Origin of the sequence: Acinetobacter sp. YH12155 (genome assembly GCF_013418255.1) — a bacterium.
Taxonomy (GTDB): Bacteria; Pseudomonadota; Gammaproteobacteria; order Pseudomonadales; family Moraxellaceae; genus Acinetobacter; species Acinetobacter indicus.
The window spans coordinates 126,906-142,871 of record NZ_VPCK01000008.1 but is presented as its reverse complement, the minus strand read 5'-3'; the positions used below and the strand labels follow the sequence as shown (position 1 = coordinate 142,871).

At 46.3% G+C, this 15,966-nt stretch carries 18 protein-coding genes; 8 read left to right on the top strand and 10 right to left on the bottom strand.

The window, feature by feature from the left end:
* Nucleotides 1–211 precede the first annotated feature (211 nt).
* Genes FTU86_RS08030 through FTU86_RS08020 form a run of 3 tightly spaced genes read right to left on the bottom strand, consistent with a single transcriptional unit; the run spans nt 212 to nt 3,053 of the window.
* Entirely contained in the window at nt 212–1,300 is a 1,089-nt protein-coding gene (locus tag FTU86_RS08030; protein ID WP_005182214.1) for a DUF6670 family protein, read from the bottom strand.
* 24 nt (nt 1,301–1,324) lie between these two features.
* Nucleotides 1,325–2,149, bottom strand: coding sequence for a CDP-diacylglycerol--serine O-phosphatidyltransferase (pssA, locus tag FTU86_RS08025; protein WP_016659558.1), 825 nt, complete (start codon nt 2,147–2,149; stop codon nt 1,325–1,327).
* A 46-nt stretch (nt 2,150–2,195) separates the two neighbouring features.
* Nucleotides 2,196–3,053: a 23S rRNA (adenine(2030)-N(6))-methyltransferase RlmJ gene (locus FTU86_RS08020; protein WP_005182209.1), complete on the bottom strand. Its 858-nt coding sequence runs from the start codon at nt 3,051–3,053 to the stop codon at nt 2,196–2,198.
* A gap of 116 nt (nt 3,054–3,169) precedes the next feature.
* Here FTU86_RS08020 and FTU86_RS08015 point away from each other — a divergent pair, with 116 nt between their 5' ends.
* The gene (locus FTU86_RS08015; RefSeq protein ID WP_160241629.1) at nt 3,170–3,772 is read left to right on the top strand and encodes a 2OG-Fe(II) oxygenase; all 603 of its coding nucleotides are present in this window, start codon (nt 3,170–3,172) and stop codon (nt 3,770–3,772) included.
* A gap of 60 nt (nt 3,773–3,832) precedes the next feature.
* The gene (locus tag FTU86_RS08010) at nt 3,833–4,360 is read left to right on the top strand and encodes a hypothetical protein (protein WP_160241630.1); all 528 of its coding nucleotides are present in this window, start codon (nt 3,833–3,835) and stop codon (nt 4,358–4,360) included.
* A gap of 94 nt (nt 4,361–4,454) precedes the next feature.
* Here FTU86_RS08010 and FTU86_RS08005 read toward each other — a convergent pair whose 3' ends face one another.
* The 6 genes from FTU86_RS08005 to FTU86_RS07980 all read right to left on the bottom strand — a co-directional run bounded on the left by FTU86_RS08005 (nt 4,455) and on the right by FTU86_RS07980 (nt 9,548).
* A complete protein-coding gene (locus FTU86_RS08005) occupies nt 4,455–4,712 on the bottom strand; it encodes a DUF2789 family protein (RefSeq protein ID WP_005182199.1) in 258 nt (85 codons plus the stop codon).
* A gap of 110 nt (nt 4,713–4,822) precedes the next feature.
* Nucleotides 4,823–5,083 (bottom strand): DUF2789 family protein, encoded by a 261-nt coding sequence (locus FTU86_RS08000; RefSeq protein ID WP_005182196.1) that lies wholly within the window; start codon nt 5,081–5,083, stop codon nt 4,823–4,825.
* A gap of 145 nt (nt 5,084–5,228) precedes the next feature.
* Nucleotides 5,229–5,483, bottom strand: a complete 255-nt coding sequence (locus FTU86_RS07995) for a DUF2789 family protein (RefSeq protein WP_005182193.1) — start codon at nt 5,481–5,483, stop codon at nt 5,229–5,231.
* Nucleotides 5,484–5,677: 194 nt separating this feature from the next.
* Complete coding sequence (locus FTU86_RS07990; RefSeq protein WP_005182191.1) at nt 5,678–6,664, bottom strand: malate dehydrogenase; 987 nt, start codon at nt 6,662–6,664, stop codon at nt 5,678–5,680.
* Between the two features lie 178 nt (nt 6,665–6,842).
* The gene (locus FTU86_RS07985) at nt 6,843–7,496 is read right to left on the bottom strand and encodes a ribonuclease I (RefSeq protein WP_045796419.1); all 654 of its coding nucleotides are present in this window, start codon (nt 7,494–7,496) and stop codon (nt 6,843–6,845) included.
* 75 nt (nt 7,497–7,571) lie between these two features.
* Entirely contained in the window at nt 7,572–9,548 is a 1,977-nt protein-coding gene (locus FTU86_RS07980; RefSeq protein WP_045796418.1) for a lytic transglycosylase domain-containing protein, read from the bottom strand.
* 260 nt (nt 9,549–9,808) lie between these two features.
* Here FTU86_RS07980 and miaB point away from each other — a divergent pair, with 260 nt between their 5' ends.
* The 4 genes from miaB (at nt 9,809) to FTU86_RS07960 (ending at nt 13,261) form a co-directional block, all read left to right on the top strand.
* Nucleotides 9,809–11,263, top strand: a complete 1,455-nt coding sequence (miaB, locus tag FTU86_RS07975) for a tRNA (N6-isopentenyl adenosine(37)-C2)-methylthiotransferase MiaB (RefSeq protein WP_104472822.1) — start codon at nt 9,809–9,811, stop codon at nt 11,261–11,263.
* Nucleotides 11,264–11,304: 41 nt separating this feature from the next.
* Nucleotides 11,305–12,378, top strand: coding sequence for a PhoH family protein (locus FTU86_RS07970; protein WP_016659561.1), 1,074 nt, complete (start codon nt 11,305–11,307; stop codon nt 12,376–12,378).
* A 19-nt stretch (nt 12,379–12,397) separates the two neighbouring features.
* A complete protein-coding gene (gene ybeY, locus FTU86_RS07965) occupies nt 12,398–12,880 on the top strand; it encodes an rRNA maturation RNase YbeY (protein WP_005182166.1) in 483 nt (160 codons plus the stop codon).
* Nucleotides 12,881–12,970: 90 nt separating this feature from the next.
* Nucleotides 12,971–13,261, top strand: coding sequence for an antibiotic biosynthesis monooxygenase (locus tag FTU86_RS07960; RefSeq protein WP_016659563.1), 291 nt, complete (start codon nt 12,971–12,973; stop codon nt 13,259–13,261).
* Here the strand turns inward: FTU86_RS07960 and FTU86_RS07955 are convergent.
* Nucleotides 13,258–14,136, bottom strand: a complete 879-nt coding sequence (locus tag FTU86_RS07955) for an energy transducer TonB (RefSeq protein WP_168384797.1) — start codon at nt 14,134–14,136, stop codon at nt 13,258–13,260. The genes FTU86_RS07960 and FTU86_RS07955 overlap by 4 nt on opposite strands.
* A gap of 239 nt (nt 14,137–14,375) precedes the next feature.
* On the opposite strand from FTU86_RS07955, the gene FTU86_RS07950 reads away from it, so the two are divergent.
* Both FTU86_RS07950 and FTU86_RS07945 read left to right on the top strand, forming a co-directional pair.
* Nucleotides 14,376–15,059, top strand: a complete 684-nt coding sequence (locus tag FTU86_RS07950) for a hypothetical protein (protein WP_104498991.1) — start codon at nt 14,376–14,378, stop codon at nt 15,057–15,059.
* Between the two features lie 153 nt (nt 15,060–15,212).
* Entirely contained in the window at nt 15,213–15,926 is a 714-nt protein-coding gene (locus FTU86_RS07945; RefSeq protein ID WP_045796415.1) for a DUF3108 domain-containing protein, read from the top strand.
* The last annotated feature ends 40 nt before the right edge of the window (nt 15,927–15,966 follow it).

The following is a 15,966-nucleotide window of genomic DNA, read 5'->3' as shown; positions in this document are numbered from 1 at the left end:
AAGTCAACATGCAATGTTGATTTTATTTCTAAACTTACCACCTAAACCAGAACTCAACCATTTTGGCTAAACCCTTGTTTATCAACAAGTTTTTATCAACATCACCGCCGATGGATGTGCATTATAGAGCAAATAAAACCTGACGCAACCCCTATTTTTAATTATTTTGGGAAATACGACACAACTGTTTATTTATTCAACAAAAATACACTTATTTTTCTTTTTTCACTAAAAATGGGACCGGATTGGCCAAATGATCACCTAATTTTTCTGCCTGATTTTTTTCCTGCCATTTTAAGGCGCGACAATCAATATATTCACAATAGCCGCCTTCGCCCTGTTCTTCGACATCATTTATTTTGACCTGATAATGAAAACTGCCGACATAACCTGCAGCCAAGCCAAATTTAAAATCCCCGCGGCTTTGTGCCTGAATATGGATACGCGTGCCATCTGCACCGCTGTAACACCATTCAAATTCACGCGGCAGATACATGCTTTGCCGGTTTGGAGTCATCACCGCCGGATAAACCCGGTGCACTTTAAAATATACGCCTTCATCAAACAGCTGGCTTTGGCCACCGCTCAGGTCACGCAAATACATCCGCGACTGCAAAATCCGGTTAAAGCGGTCCCGCACTTGGGCCAGTAATAACTGCCGTTGTTGCTGCAGATTAATCACCTGATAGGTAAAAAAGGCTAAAGGTAGATAAGGAAAATTAATGGCTCGCGCATATTCAAAGCTGCCGAGTTGCTGGATCTGATAATGTTGCTGTTTATATTGAAGCTGTCCACTGCATTCACACAGCAAAGACCAGTGATCGGCCAGCCCCATGCGTAGCTTGGCAAAATAGGAAATCACCGGGGTAGTACGAATCTTCAGATCAAAACTGAGTTCAGAATCCAGACGTTGGACCCGAAACTCCGGAAAATGTCCTTCCAGCTGTTCCCGGCCACCAAACTGAAACAGTGCCGGCTTGAAATAACATTCTTTTTCCACTGAATAACTGCTGAGCTGCCCCACCATATGTGGACTGGAACTGACCAGTACCGTAGCAGTATCCAGCGGATGGGTTTGAATCGCGCTGTCATTACGCAGCATCGGGGCATTTGGCTGCCCAATCAGGCTCAGGAAATTAAGATAATGTAAGGGCGCGGGCAAATTGGGAATCATCAGCCCTTGATGAATGATTTTATATTTCTGGTTCGGGGCGTGAAAAGGCAGCTGCTCAAGCTTGAGTTGATGTGGAGCTTGATTCAGTTGTTTGGATCGATCGAGAAAATCTTGAAACATCTGCATAGCAAGCTCCTGGGTGTCATCTTGTTATGATTCGGCGGTTTTTCTCGCCATATAAGTAGTCACAAAACCTGATAATGCATAGATGATAGAAATCACCAGAATACCGACCGGAATATTATAGGTCATGGCCGCCAGTACAAAAACTGCTATCGGCAGCACAATAAACGGCACCCGCTTACGGTCCAATGTCTTAAAGGAATAATATTTAATATTGGAAATCATCAGCAAGCCAACCACCACAATAATCACGGCGTTGATGATCTGAATACCAAAGTCCTGAATATTATAAATTTCAGGAAAATCGCGGCCGACCCAGACCAGCGACACCAGCATTAAAGCCGCCAATGGACTGGCTACACCAATAAAATAACGCTTATCAACCACGCCAATCTGCACGTTAAAACGCGCCAGACGGAAAGCCGCACAGGCGGTATAGACAAAACAGCAGGCCAAGCCAATCCGGCCCAGATCATTCAGGCTCCAGCTATACATTAAAATTGCCGGGGCCACACCAAAGGCCAGCATATCGGACAAGGAGTCAAACTGCTCACCAAACGGACTTTGCGCACCAATGGCACGCGCAACACGACCATCTAAACCATCAAATAAGGCCGCCAGGAAAATGGCATAAATGGCCTGGCTATATTCGCCATTCATGCTGGCAATAATTGAATAAAAGCCCGACAGTAAAGCCGCGGTGGTAATGAGATTAGGCCACAGGTAGATGCCACGGCGTTTGACCTTTTGCCCCTCGCGGGTACGTTCCTCTTCCACCACTTCAAATGTGATTCCATCGTAATCATGTTCACGCGTCACGGAATCACCCTCGGGCTTCGGTGTGTTTATCATTATTTTATTCCTAACTCTAACCTAATCTCTGTTGTGACTGCTTGGCTTATTCGCCAACCAGCCAGCGTACTGCTGCATGTCCACCATTGTCCTGCATGCGTAAATGCGGGAATAACCATTGTAAGGCTTCATCTGCATCTTCAGAGAATTTCCAAGGTGGATTGATCACCAGTAAACCACAGCCATTCAAGCCAACCGGGGTATCATCTGGCCAGACACAGATTTCGCAAACCAGCTGACGGCGAATGCCCGATTTGTACATTTTCTTTTCAAAACGTTCAATCATGGCGCGGTCTTTAATTGGATACCACACCGCAAACACGCCTGTTGGCCATTTTTTATAGGCCGCGACCAGCAGTTCTACCAGCTGCGGGAAGTCTTTACGTTCCAGCTCATAAGGCGGGTCAATCATGACCAGACCGCGTTTTTCTTTCGGTGGAATCACCCCAAGCAGACCTTCGTAAGCATCACGTTCATGCAAGCCAGCACGACGGTCACGGATATTGCTGCGCAATTGCTGAAAAACATCACGCTGCATTTCAAACACCGTGGCTTTATCCATCTCACGCATGCCTTGTAAGGCAAACCATGGTGAACCCGGATAAGCGCCCTTGCCATCCGTCTCGCGCATCTGCTCGACCAGATTCAGATACTGCTTCACGCCTTCCGGTGCATTGCGGATAATCGAGTCATCCAGTTTGACCAGACGGTGAATACCATTTAAGAACTCACCCGACTTCTGTGCAGGTGCTAAAGATAAGTCGTATTTGCCTGCACCGCCATGTGTATCAATATAGCGATAAGGTTTATCTTTGGCATTTAAACGTGTCAGTAACTGAAGCAAAAGCACATGCTTCATGACATCAGCAAAGTTGCCTGCATGGAAATGGTGACGGTAATTCATGTTTCTTTAATTCCTGAAATCAACCGGTATTTTAGCATGAAAAAAAGTTTCATTCAGAGGCTTATCTTGCTCTAAAATAGTTCCCCCACTTTTTTATCCTTGTTCGAGTTTTGCCTATGCAAACACATTCTCTACCACCATCCTGGAATCTGGAACAGATATTTAATGATCTGGATCAATCCGGTTATGCCCTGATTGATGATGCCTATCCACAGGATTATGTACAAGCTTTGGTAGCAGAATGTACCGCACATTTGAATGAGTTTCGTAACGCAGCCATTCAAAACGGTGTGGTCAGCCAGATTCGCAGTGATCATATCTTATGGCTGGATTCAAGCCTGCCGGTTGCCGAGCAGCATACCCAAACCTTAATGGCGCTGGCCGAGCAATTAAATCGTGCCTTTTTTCTGGGCATTAAGGAAGTCGAAGCCCATTTTGCCTGTTATAACGCCGGCGAATTTTATGCCCTGCACCGCGATAATCCGCAAGGTAAAAATGGCCGGATGATTTCCTGCGTCTTTTATCTGCATGAACAGTGGCAGGCCGATTGGGGCGGTGAATTACGCTTGCAGGACAAACAGGGCGAATGGCAGATCATTGCGCCACAGCCCAACCGGATGGCCTTATTCCAAAGTGATTTGCTGCATGAAGTGCTGCTCTCCAAACAGCAGCGCCTTTCGATTACTGCCTGGCTGCGTAGTGATCCACAGTTGTGGTGATCCTTTAAATCCTGGCAAGTGGCCTCATATAAACCGTATTGTGAACTGAGGATTGTGCCGATGCGTGATACTACCCAACCGATTATTCAGCGTATCGGTGAAACTGACCAGCTCTATTTACAGGGCAACACCCCGGAACTGGCGCTGGAACGTGCTTCATTACGCCTAGAACTGGTGATGCTGAGTCAGGTCCGTCAGGAACAGACCTATTTCCTGCAAGAAGCGATTGTGCTGCTGGAGCAAGGCCGGGTTGAATTTGAGGAAATGCCGCTGTCCTTATATTTAAATCTGTCCTTAACCCTGGCCAAGGCCTATATGCTGTATTTTGAAATCAGCCAGGAAACCCGCTTTGCCTTAATTACCCAGCAGATTCTAAAACCGCTGACCAATTATAATCATGGCGATATTTACCTGTTCCTGGCCTATGCCAGCGCAGCGAAAAAAGAAAATGCACTGACTCAGCATTGGCTGACCAAATACCGTAAAACAGCCGAGTTTGATGCCGATGTACTACGTGAACATACTGCCTTTGAACACTGTCATGGTCAAAGCTGGTTTGTGCAGCTGATTCAGCCGCATTTACACTAAAGCTCAGCACGAAAAAAATATTTAACAACAAAAATGCCTCATTGATTGAGGCATTTTTTATGGACTACAGAAACGCTTGAATCTTCAGGCAGGATTAAGCGGTTTGGGCTTTATAGGCATCCATATGTAATTGTTGATTCAATTCATCGACCCAGATCGCCCAGTCATCATCCTGGACCAGATGACTGATTAATAAAGCACGCTGGGATTTATTCCAGAACGGCGCATCATGCAAAGAAATATGGGAAGGCAGTTGATGGGTACGTACATAAAGTTCAATGGCCGCCGGACTATTGGCTAAACCAAGTTGAGAAAATAATAGAGCTAAGGATGGTGTGTTGTGATTGAGCATCTCGCCCTCCTTATATATCAGATAAATTGTAGTTATTTATCCATCTAACTTATAAGATAAAGCAAAAAAAACCTAGTCTTTGCGACCAGGTTTGTTGTTTCAATTTGTGATTAAAGTTCGCAAGAGCCGGAAAGCTTATGTTCGGTATGTAATTGCTCGTTTAAGACATCAATCACGATGGCCCATTCATCATCACTTTTCCAGTGACTGATAATGAAATCGTGCTGGGCCTTGCTCCAGAATGCGGCTTTATGTAGGGGAATATCGGAAGTTAATTGATGGCTTTCAATAAATTGATCAATGGCTTCTGAACTGGACTCTAGACCCAGCTGCTCAAATAACAGTTCTAATGTGGGTTGCTGATCAAACATGGCGTCCTCCTCAGCATTTTTTTACTGTATTGTAGCTTTACGTTATAAGAATTCTGCACAAAAGCACAGCCTTGTGACTGCGCTTGTTGTATTTTTTTGTACCAAAGCATGTAAGGCGGATAAGCCTGATTGAACTGGCTCCGGCTTATTGCGCCAGCTTGTCGCTTTCAACGTGTAGTAACTGGTTTAATTTGTCGATAATCACAATCCACTCATCATCCTGATGCCAGTGTTCGCGTAAAAAGGCGCTTTGTCCCTCACTCCAGAATCCGGCATCGGGCAAGGTCACTTCTGCCGGCAATTGATGGGCACGCACAAATTGCTCAATAGATGCTTCGTCTGCGGCTAAACCCAGTTGTTCAAATAATAATTCTAAGGTCGGCTGTTGTTCGAGTACCATGGAATGACTCCGTATTTTTCTAGGCGAAGTCCATAAACTAGCAAATCCGGAACAGCATTAGGGCTACAGGCCGATGTATTCTTGTTATGTTTTGTGAGGTTTGTCATGGCACTGACCAATACAACAATCCATACAGCTGCATAAAAAAAAGCACCCCAAATGAAGTGCTTTTTCTAACTTAGTTCAACACTAAATTATTTCACCATGTCAGCAATTGCTGCACGTTCTTCTTCAAGCTCGTTTAGCGTGAAGTTGATACGCTCACGGCTGAATTCGTCGATTTCAAGACCTTGAACGATCTTGTATTCGCCATTTTCGCAAGTTACAGGGAAACCGAACATTACGCCTTCAGGGATACCGTAAGAACCATCAGAAGGAATACCCATGGTTACCCATTCGCCGTTTGTGCCAAGCGCCCAGTCACGCATATGGTCGATTGCAGCGTTTGCAGCAGAAGCAGCAGAAGACAGACCACGCGCTTCGATGATTGCAGCACCACGTTTACCAACAGTTGGAAGGAATACGTCTTTGTTCCATTCAGCATCGTTGATTTTGTCTTTCAAGCTTTCGCCGTTTACGTTCGCAAAACGGTAGTCAGCATACATTGTTGGAGAGTGGTTACCCCAAACTGTCATGTTTTTGATGTCAGAAACTGCAACACCAGCTTTTTGAGCAAGTTGAGTCAACGCACGGTTGTGGTCAAGACGTAACATTGCTGTGAAGTTCTTCGCTGGAAGATCTGGAGCAGATTTCATTGCGATGTAAGCATTCGTGTTCGCAGGGTTACCTACAACAAGAACTTTAACGTCACGGCTCGCAACTTCGTTCAGCGCTTGACCTTGACCGATGAAGATTTCACCGTTGACTTTAAGAAGGTCAGCACGTTCCATACCTGGACCACGTGGACGTGAACCAACTAAAAGTGCATAGTCAGCATCTTTGAATGCAACTTTAGGATCATCAGTACCGATCATGCCAGCCAATAATGGGAAAGCACAGTCGTCAAGTTCCATCATTACGCCTTTCAGCGCTTGTTGAGCTTTCTCAACAGGAATTTCTAATAATTGAAGAATAACTGGTTGGTCTTTACCCAACATTTCACCGCTAGCGATACGGAATAATAGGCTGTAACCAATTTGACCAGCAGCGCCAGTAACGGCAACGCGAACAGGTTGCTTCATGTAATTATCTCCAGTTGAGAGGATAGTTAATGCGATTAAATAGCTGTTCTATCTAATCTTAATAATCATAAACGGCAAAGATTGTACTCCAATCCTTTGTCAGATGCATGTAAAAGGCTATGGATTTCAACAAAAGTCTGATAGGAAATATAAATAAAATGCCGAAAAACGTCGGGTTTTAGTATGAACCTTTAATAATAAAGGCCGATGGACACTGGGTTTCCACGCTACTGCTACACTGTTTATAGCGCCCATTCGGGCTATAGCAGATTTTCAATTCAGTTAAATAACTTTTGGCCTGATGCGAAGTGCACTGAAAATGAATGCTCTTGGAATGCATACCCGGATTCAGGCGAATAAACAGCCGGTTCAGTTCATTCTGCTGCACCACGGTAGTTTCCTGACCGGTCAGCACCGCCGGGACTTTCAGCCGGTCGGCATAGTTAATGATGGTACGGAAATACTGGCTGGCATTCATCGGCACACAGCCGCCAATGCCCTGCCACAATTGCACCCGGGCATGTTCATCGGGCATGACCCGTGCCACCACTTTGGCCTGAATGGGAGACAGTTTGGCTGAAGAACTGGTTTCGCAGTCACGACGGGAGGTTTCCGGATACAGCCCGGTAATATTCAGCGAGTAGCCTTGCAGGCATTTCCGCTGCTTGGCGCGGTTGCTGTCAAACATGCACACGGCGGGTGTCATTTGTACATCCATGACATAGCCCTGCACCGTGGCAGCACATGCAGCACTACTGAGCAATACCCCCGCCCCACCCGAAATCAGGATGAGGATTCCCGCTGGCTGCCCCCCGGCTGTCAATTTCTTCATTCTCAAACTTAGCACCTTCTCGTGTCGTTTTGAGTCCCATCCTCCTGCATCCATGCAGGAGACACCCCATCTTGTTTACTGCGTATTGCGCATTGGAATCTGCTGCATACGTTTACTGATTGATTGCGCGCCCTGACCCAGCAATAATCCATAGTGCGTGGCATTGGTCATGACGTGTTTAACGTAATCGCGTGTTTCCAGCAACGGAATGGATTCGGTATATTGATCCGCTGCCATGTTTTGAAATTCAGGCTGCCAGCGACGGGCACGGTTTGGCCCGGCATTATAGCCCGCAGTTGCTAAAACCGAGTTATTACTAAGCTGACCCTGGATGGTCGACAGATAAAACGTGCCATAACGAATATTGGTATTCATATCGGTGAGTGCCGCCGGATTATAGGTTTCCCCCATTTGGCGGGCAATTAAACGCGCGGTATCCGGCATAATCTGCATTAAACCACCCGCCCCGACATGCGAACGCGCCGTAGTCACAAAACGGCTTTCCTGACGCATCAGGCCATAGGCCCAAGCCGGATCAATCCCGGCGTTCTGGCTGTGGCTGACCACATAATTCTTGTGCGGCATAGCATAACGGTACTGATAGTTATGCTGCTTGGTGGTGCGGTCTGCCGCATAAATGGCCCGGTCATACCAGCCCATATCGGTGGCGCGTTTAGCTGCAGCCAATAACAGACCATCATCATGTTTTAAATAGGCCTGACGCACAGCCCAATTCCATTCACGGTTAATATAACTGGCCGGTGCATTAATCTGGCGCAAGGCAAAGGCGCGTCTAAAGTGAATATCCTGATTTAAACGCTGCATATCCTGCGAACTTGGCTCACGGCTCACCGGAATCGAAGAATAGCTATATCCGAGCTGATCTTTGGCCAGCAAATTGTGGTAATCATCACCCTGAGCCAAACGTTTATAAATCGCGTCGGCACTGCGTTTTGAAGCAGCATCGCCGCGTTGCTCAGAGGCACGCGCCAGCCAGTACTGCCAGCGATCTTCCTGCTTTTGTGACACGCTCATGGCATCAATCGCGCGAATTACACTTTCCCAGGCACCAAAACGAATCGCCTGACGGGCATAAATTTCCGCTTCTTCCGGGCTAAATGGCAGTCCATAGCTGGCATCCAGCGCATTCAGTACTTCACGGTTAAAATTGTTCTTCATGACGGTGGTGCCGCCAATATAGCCCACAGCACGATACAAGGCGCGCTGCACCGACTGCGGGGTACCTTCTGCAGCACGTTTCACCGCAGATAGAGCCGAGTTCAGGTCGGTATCGGCCAGGCGGCCCAAGGCATAAATCAGATAAGCCTGATCTTCAGCACTGGCTTTTGGTGCAGACCATAAATAGTTAAGCGGGTTGGCCTGAATGCTGTTCAGCTGCGACAGACTCAGGTTTAAACCTAGTCCCTGTGCAGTGGCAAGCGCCTGTCCGGATTGGCCGGCACGCAGCTGCACCCACAAACGCTGCTGTTTATCTTCCTGGGTCATCAGTGGGCTGGATAACATCATCCGGCCCAGACCGGTACAGGATTCCGGCTGCGAATTGGTGGTTAGCCAGACATCTTTAAATTCGGCAAAAACCAGCGGATCACCCGACTGGGCACGCACCTGCGCCACGGCACAGCTTTCGGCACGGTCGGCATTGGTCACATACGGCAGCACTGATACGGCATTGCTAAAATCGGCCTGTTTGACTTTTTCTTCGACATAATCAGCAGCCAGTTTTTCTGCCATGGCCGACTGTGGATAACGCTGGGCAAACTGCACAATCGAGGCGGGTGACTGAGTGGCCAGATTGGTATTTAAAATCCAGTATTCCGGATAATAGCCGAGCACATCATTTTGCATGGCACTTTGATATTGCTGCAATAAAGAGAGGTTACTGGCATTGGCTGCCCGCAGCGCATCATTAAACTGCTCTTCGGCTGCGTACAAGGTTGGGAAAATGCTCAGTGATGCCAAACCTAACACAAGCTTTTTGCAAAAAATTCTTTTCTTTTCAGTCCATGTGCGCATGTGCCTATTTTCAGTCATTACTTCGCCTCTCCTCTCTTACCGCAATATACTAAAACAGTTTCATTATTCTCAAACACCTCAATTGTTGTGTTATGTAACCTCATGATTAAACAATATTAATTTTCGAACAATTTTAATTGATAAATCAATCTTCTGCTTCCCTCATTTAGGGCTATAAGTTTATACCCAGTTCCTGTTAAAATACGCGTTTTTCTATCACCTCTGCCGTTCAAACATTTCAGAACGGACGATCTCGATTTTATCCTTCAGGAGCCTACATGACGGTTCAAACCTTCATTCCAAATGGTGCCAAAGCTGCCTCAGAAAACACTGTTACCCAGCCACAGCACACCCCAGCCGACGGTTCAGTGAAAAAGCTGTACATCGAAACGCAAGGGTGTCAGATGAATGAGTATGACAGTCATCGTATGGCAGATCTTTTAGGCGATTCTCACGGCTATGTGCTGACCAGCAATCCGGCCGATGCCGATATCCTGCTGATGAACACCTGTTCCATCCGCGAAAAGGCACAAGAAAAAGTGTTCTCGGAACTGGGCCGCTGGCGCAAACTAAAAGAAAAAAATCCGGATCTGGTGATTGGCGTGGGTGGCTGTGTTGCTTCTCAAGAAGGTGACAATATTCAAAAACGTGCGCCGTATGTCGACATGGTGTTTGGCCCACAAACCTTGCACCGTTTGCCACAAATGCTGGATCAGCATAATGATCAGGTTGAAAAACCGAAAAAAGAAAAAATCAAGCTGGTGGATATTTCCTTCCCGGACATTGAAAAATTCGACTTCCTGCCAGAACCGCGCGTCGAAGGTTTTAAAGCCTTTGTGTCGATTATGGAAGGCTGTTCCAAATACTGTTCTTTCTGCGTGGTGCCCTATACCCGTGGTGAAGAAGTTTCACGTCCACTCGATGACGTACTGGCGGAAATTGCCGGTTTAGCAGAAAAAGGTGTGCGTGAGATTTCACTGCTCGGTCAGAACGTGAATGGTTATCGCGGTGAAACTTTTGACGGCAACATCTGTACCTTTGCTGACCTGTTGCGTTTGGTCGCCGAAATTCCGGGGATTGGCCGTTTACGTTATACCACTTCGCATCCACTAGAATTTAATGATGACCTGATTCAGTGCTACCGTGACTTGCCACAAATGGTGTCGCATTTGCACTTGCCAGTACAAAGTGGTTCCAATGATGTATTACAGGCCATGAAACGTAACCACACCATTGATGTTTACATCGAAAAAATTGCCAAGTTACGTAAAGTGCGTCCGGACATGCATTTGTCTTCCGACTTTATTATTGGCTTCCCGGGCGAAACCGACGAGAACTTTGAAGAAACCTATCGGTTTATCCAGGATATGGACTTCGACCATTCGTACAGTTTTGTCTATTCAAAACGTCCAGGCACCCCGGCGTCTGAACTGCCGGACAACACTCCGGAAGATGTCAAAAAAGAACGTCTGGCCAAAGTGCAGCAATGGATCAAACAGTCCAGTATTGACAAAACTGATGCCATGCTCGGTACCGTGCAACGTGTGTTAATTGAGAGCGTGTCGAACAAAGATCCGAATGTGCTGGTCGGCACGGCGGACAATACACGTTTGGTAACATTTATTGGTGATCCGGCTTGGGTCGGACGCTTTGCGGAGATTGAGATTACCGAGATTAAAACTTTAAATTTAGTTTATGGTGAACTCTTGAATCTTGAACCAGACGTGGCGTAATGTAAGGGAACAATACGACTACTTCTGAATAAGGAATTCTCTTGACTGCAGCAATTCGACGTACAGTAAATTTTCCTGGCATTTCAATGGAACGTCTCAAAAGCATGCTCGGTGCTTATAACGGCCACTTGAAACAGATTGGACAGCGTCTAGATGTGCAAATTTCTCATCGAGGTGATGCCTTTTTTATTGATGGTGAAATAGATGCAGTTGAGAGAGCCGAGCTCTTGCTTCAGCGTTTATATGAAGAATCGGAAAATTCCAGCCAGATTAGTGCCGACACCTTACACATGATGATTCAGGGCAGCCAGACTGACCGTGAATTGCAGATTGATGAAGAGCAGGAACATACCGGTTTAGATGCGGTCTGGTTACAGACCCGCAAAGGCCGGATTAACCCGCGCGGTGCCAACCAGAAACGTTATGTGCAGCGTATTTTACAAAGCGATATTTCGTTCGGGATTGGCCCAGCAGGAACCGGTAAAACCTACCTGGCGGTAGCTGCAGCCGTCGATATGCTGGAGCGCAATGAAATCCAGCGGATTTTACTGGTCCGCCCGGCGGTTGAAGCCGGTGAAAAGCTCGGCTTCTTGCCGGGTGATTTAACCCAGAAAATTGACCCGTATTTGCGCCCGCTGTATGACGCGTTATATGAAATGCTCGGCTTTGAAAAAGTCGCCAAGCTGATTGAACGTCAGGTGATTGAAGTTGCACCACTGGCCTATATGCGTGGTCGTACCCTGAACCATTCTTTTGTGATTCTGGATGAAGCGCAGAACACCACACCAGAACAGATGAAAATGTTCCTGACCCGTTTGGGCTTTGGCTCACGTGCCGTAATTACCGGTGACGTGACTCAGGTCGATTTACCGCGTGGTCAGCAGTCTGGTCTGGCGCATGCCCTGCGCGTGCTGGAGCACGTCAAGGAAATTCATATTACCCGTTTCCATTCGCGTGATGTAGTGCGTCATCAACTGGTGCAGAAAATTGTTGAAGCCTACGAAGGCTGGGACAGTGAGCAACAACGTCTGAGTGCAGAGGCCCGTGCCGAACGCAAAGCCCGTCAGGAAGCGCTGATTGCAGAAAACGATGCCAAGGCCGATGCGCAGGACTAAACTGATCTAAGGATATATTTTGAAACTGAGTCTTTCTCTACAACAGGATGTTCAAGCCCCTGAACTGGTCTTGAAACGTGGCTATATCAAAAAAGTTGTAGAAACCACCTTGCGACATATTGGCACCCAAAGTGACTGTGAAATCGGGATCGCCTGTGTCGACAATGAAGAAAGCCATAAACTGAATCTGGAATATCGCCAGAAAGACAAACCGACCAACGTGCTGTCTTTCCCAAGTGAACTGCCCGATGAAATGGCCGAATTTCTTGATGCTTTCCCCATTGGAGATTTAGTGATCTGTATTCCGGTGGTGCTACGCGAAGCGAATGAGCAAGGCAAAGCACCGCTAACCCATTTCACCCATATGCTAGTGCATGGCACCTTGCATTTGATGGGTTATGACCATGAAACTTCAGATGAAGATGCTGAAGAAATGGAAGGCATTGAAATTGAAATTCTGGATAAGCTCGGTTTTGAAAACCCGTATCTAGAACGCGATTAAAGTTAAACAATGAAGAAGCGGGCTTAGGCTCGCTTTTTTTTATAGGGTTTATTTTATAATGAGATGAATAAAAATAGATAAGCCACAATCATGAAATACGTTGTTATTTTTAAAGCGAAAATTAAAAAACTTGATCCTCTGTATTTTGCCACAGCACAGCAGTTATGTCAGAAAGCCTTAAGCCAATTCCGCTGCATTCATTTTGAAACATTAACAGAAGGTTTATCTGAAATCGCCCTATCCTATTGGCATGATCTTTCAGATATACACGCTTGGCATTTAGATGCGGAACACCAAGTCGCACAACAACTCGGACATAACACTTGGTATGAAAATTTCAGTGTTGAAATTTGTGAAGTATTACGTCACTACAAACGCTAGCGCACCTCAAACTCCGCCTCAGCCGGGTCAAAACGCCAGGTCCGGATAATGCGTAGCTCGGAAATATCTTTCATCTTGGCATCAAAGGCACCAAAAGGAGCAGCTTTACGCACAGAAGCCTTGGCAGCTTCATCCAGCATGGTATGTCCCGAGCTTTCAATTAAACGAATCGCGCGAATCCCGCCGTTGGCATTTAAAATCACCATTAAACGTACTTCACCGGCCAGCTGTTGCTGCTTGGCCGCTTCCGGATAATAACGATTACCATAAAATTCGACTTTCTGACGGAATTTTTCCAGATAACCGGCCGCGACATCCTGCTTGGCCTGAATTCCATCTACGGTTTTAATTTTCTGCTGACGGCTAAAATTTTGCTGACGCTGTAAATACTGCGCTTCTAGACTGGCCACCATCGCCGCTTTGGCCTGAAACTGGCTGTTCAATTCTTCTAGCGCTTTTTTACGCTGGTTTTCCGCCGCCTGCTTTTGCCAGCTTAAGGTAGTCATTAGCACTTTTTCTTCAAAGCTCAGTTCACGCTGCTGCTGCAAACGCTCCAGACTTTCCAGCTGCTGATCACCGGCACTCTGTTCAATCATTGGTGCGGGCATATCGCTGGACATGCGGTGCGCTTCCCGGAAGGTGCCAGAACCTTGCTGATCGGCCTGTGCTAAAAAGTCGGCGTCCTTAATTTCGGTGGCACTTGGCCTTAAGCTGACCGCAATTTCCTTGACCGCGGCATCGCTTTGCTGTGGCATGACAAATTGCACCGTTAACACAGCCAGATGCGAAAGTGCCGCCAGCGTCAGTACGGTGCCAAATAGTGGATCTTTCCACCACTGCTGCGTCAAAGGTGCAAAATGAAATTTCTTTAACATCACATTAATCCGACAAAATCGCGGATTCCCCAAATCGTATAAAACGAGATAAAATAAGACTGGTTTTTACTTTTGAAAAAAAGCGAGACACCCGTCAACATGTCGTGTCACGATAAATAAAATCTTGAAAATGGTGCAGTTTATTTTGCTAAACTGCAAGCTTCAATTGGCGTATTTTTAATACAATTCGACAAGATCTCTGCAAAGTTAATAAAGATTAACCCATTGGAATGCCCTGTATGTCCCCTCTTATCTCTCTCATTTCAAAACGTTTACGTCAGATGTATCAGAAGGCTGAAGGATTTATTGAAGATGAGCGCGAATTTCCAATGTCTCAGGTTTTTCTGAATGCGACCTTTCAGCGCTTTGTCACCGACAATGTCAAAATGCTGAAAGACTTACATGCCGATTTACATGACGACTGGCTGCGTCTGTATGCGACCCTGGACTACAACGGGCTGTATATTACTTTGTCGGTAGATTTGAAACTGGTGCAGATGGAACTGAATAAAAATGTCCAGCTGATTGTATTTGAACAGATTAGTGATACCCAGGTGATTGAAGCCAAATATCCAAGCATCCTGCATAAGCTGGGTGTGCGGTTTGCGCTGTTCTTCTATCAGAAAGTGCTGAACAAAGATCCACTGGGCATGATTCTGCAAAAACTGAATGTGATTAAAGTTAAAGATGATCTATTACATTTAGACCTGAACCGCTGGCTGGGCAAGAACCGCTCGATCATTGACACTCTGGGCAAAGTGCATGTCAATCATGCGGTGTTGCGTGAAGCCGAACTGGTGGTCATGGGCAATGTCAACCTAACCGCCCTATTTCGAAAAATTGCTGAAGATCGCGATCGTGAAGAAGCCGAAGAAGCACAAACGGCCACAGAAGTGACACCCATCAAACAGAAAAAAAGTTAAAAACTCAGGGAAAGAGATTGCAGATACCAATCAGGATTGCTACACAAGCTTTACATAAAGTGCATATTTGCAAATTTTCTCTTCATCATTCAAGCGCATAATAGAACAAAGCACAATGTGCGCTTATTTACAGCAATAGGAAACAATTTACTTATGGCTAAACACGTATTGAAAACGATGGGCATGGCAGCGGGAGTTTCGACTGCACTGTTATTTGCAGGGTTCTCAAGCCAGACTTTTGCCATGAGTCCATTCCAAGCCAGTTATCAGTTCAGCTATAACGGCAAAAACCTTGGCTCTGCGACCCGAACCTTAAGCAAATCCGGCAATCAGTGGAACTATGTTTTTGCCGCCAAAGCCGGCGGGATTGCTTCGGCCACGGAAACCAGCCGCTTCACCTTTGAAAATGGCAAAATTGGTTCTTCCAGCTTTAGCCGCAGCAGCAAAATCCTGATTCATAACAACACCATGAGTATTCACTTTAATCCGGCTGCGAAAAAGATTAATACCAAAAAAGACAAAGAATCGCGTTCATTTGCCTGGAAAGCCGGTGTACTCGATGAACTGAATGCCGAATTGCAGATTCGTGAAGACTTAAAAAATGGCTCGCTCAAATCGACCTATTACCTGGCCGATGCCAAGGAAGTCGAAGCACGTAAATTTGTACGCCAAGGCAGTGAAAGCGTAAAAACCAATTATGGCACCTTTGACACCATTAAAGTGGCGATTAAGCATGACAAGCCGGGCCGTGAAACCATTTTCTGGTTAGCGCCAAAACTGGACTACTTACCGGTGAAAGTGACCCATCTGGACAAGAAGAACTCTTATGGCCTGCTGTTAACCGGCTATAAAGGCCCAACAAGTTAATCATTTTCTCGATTTTTGCTTGCATTTTTTCAGGTGCTTT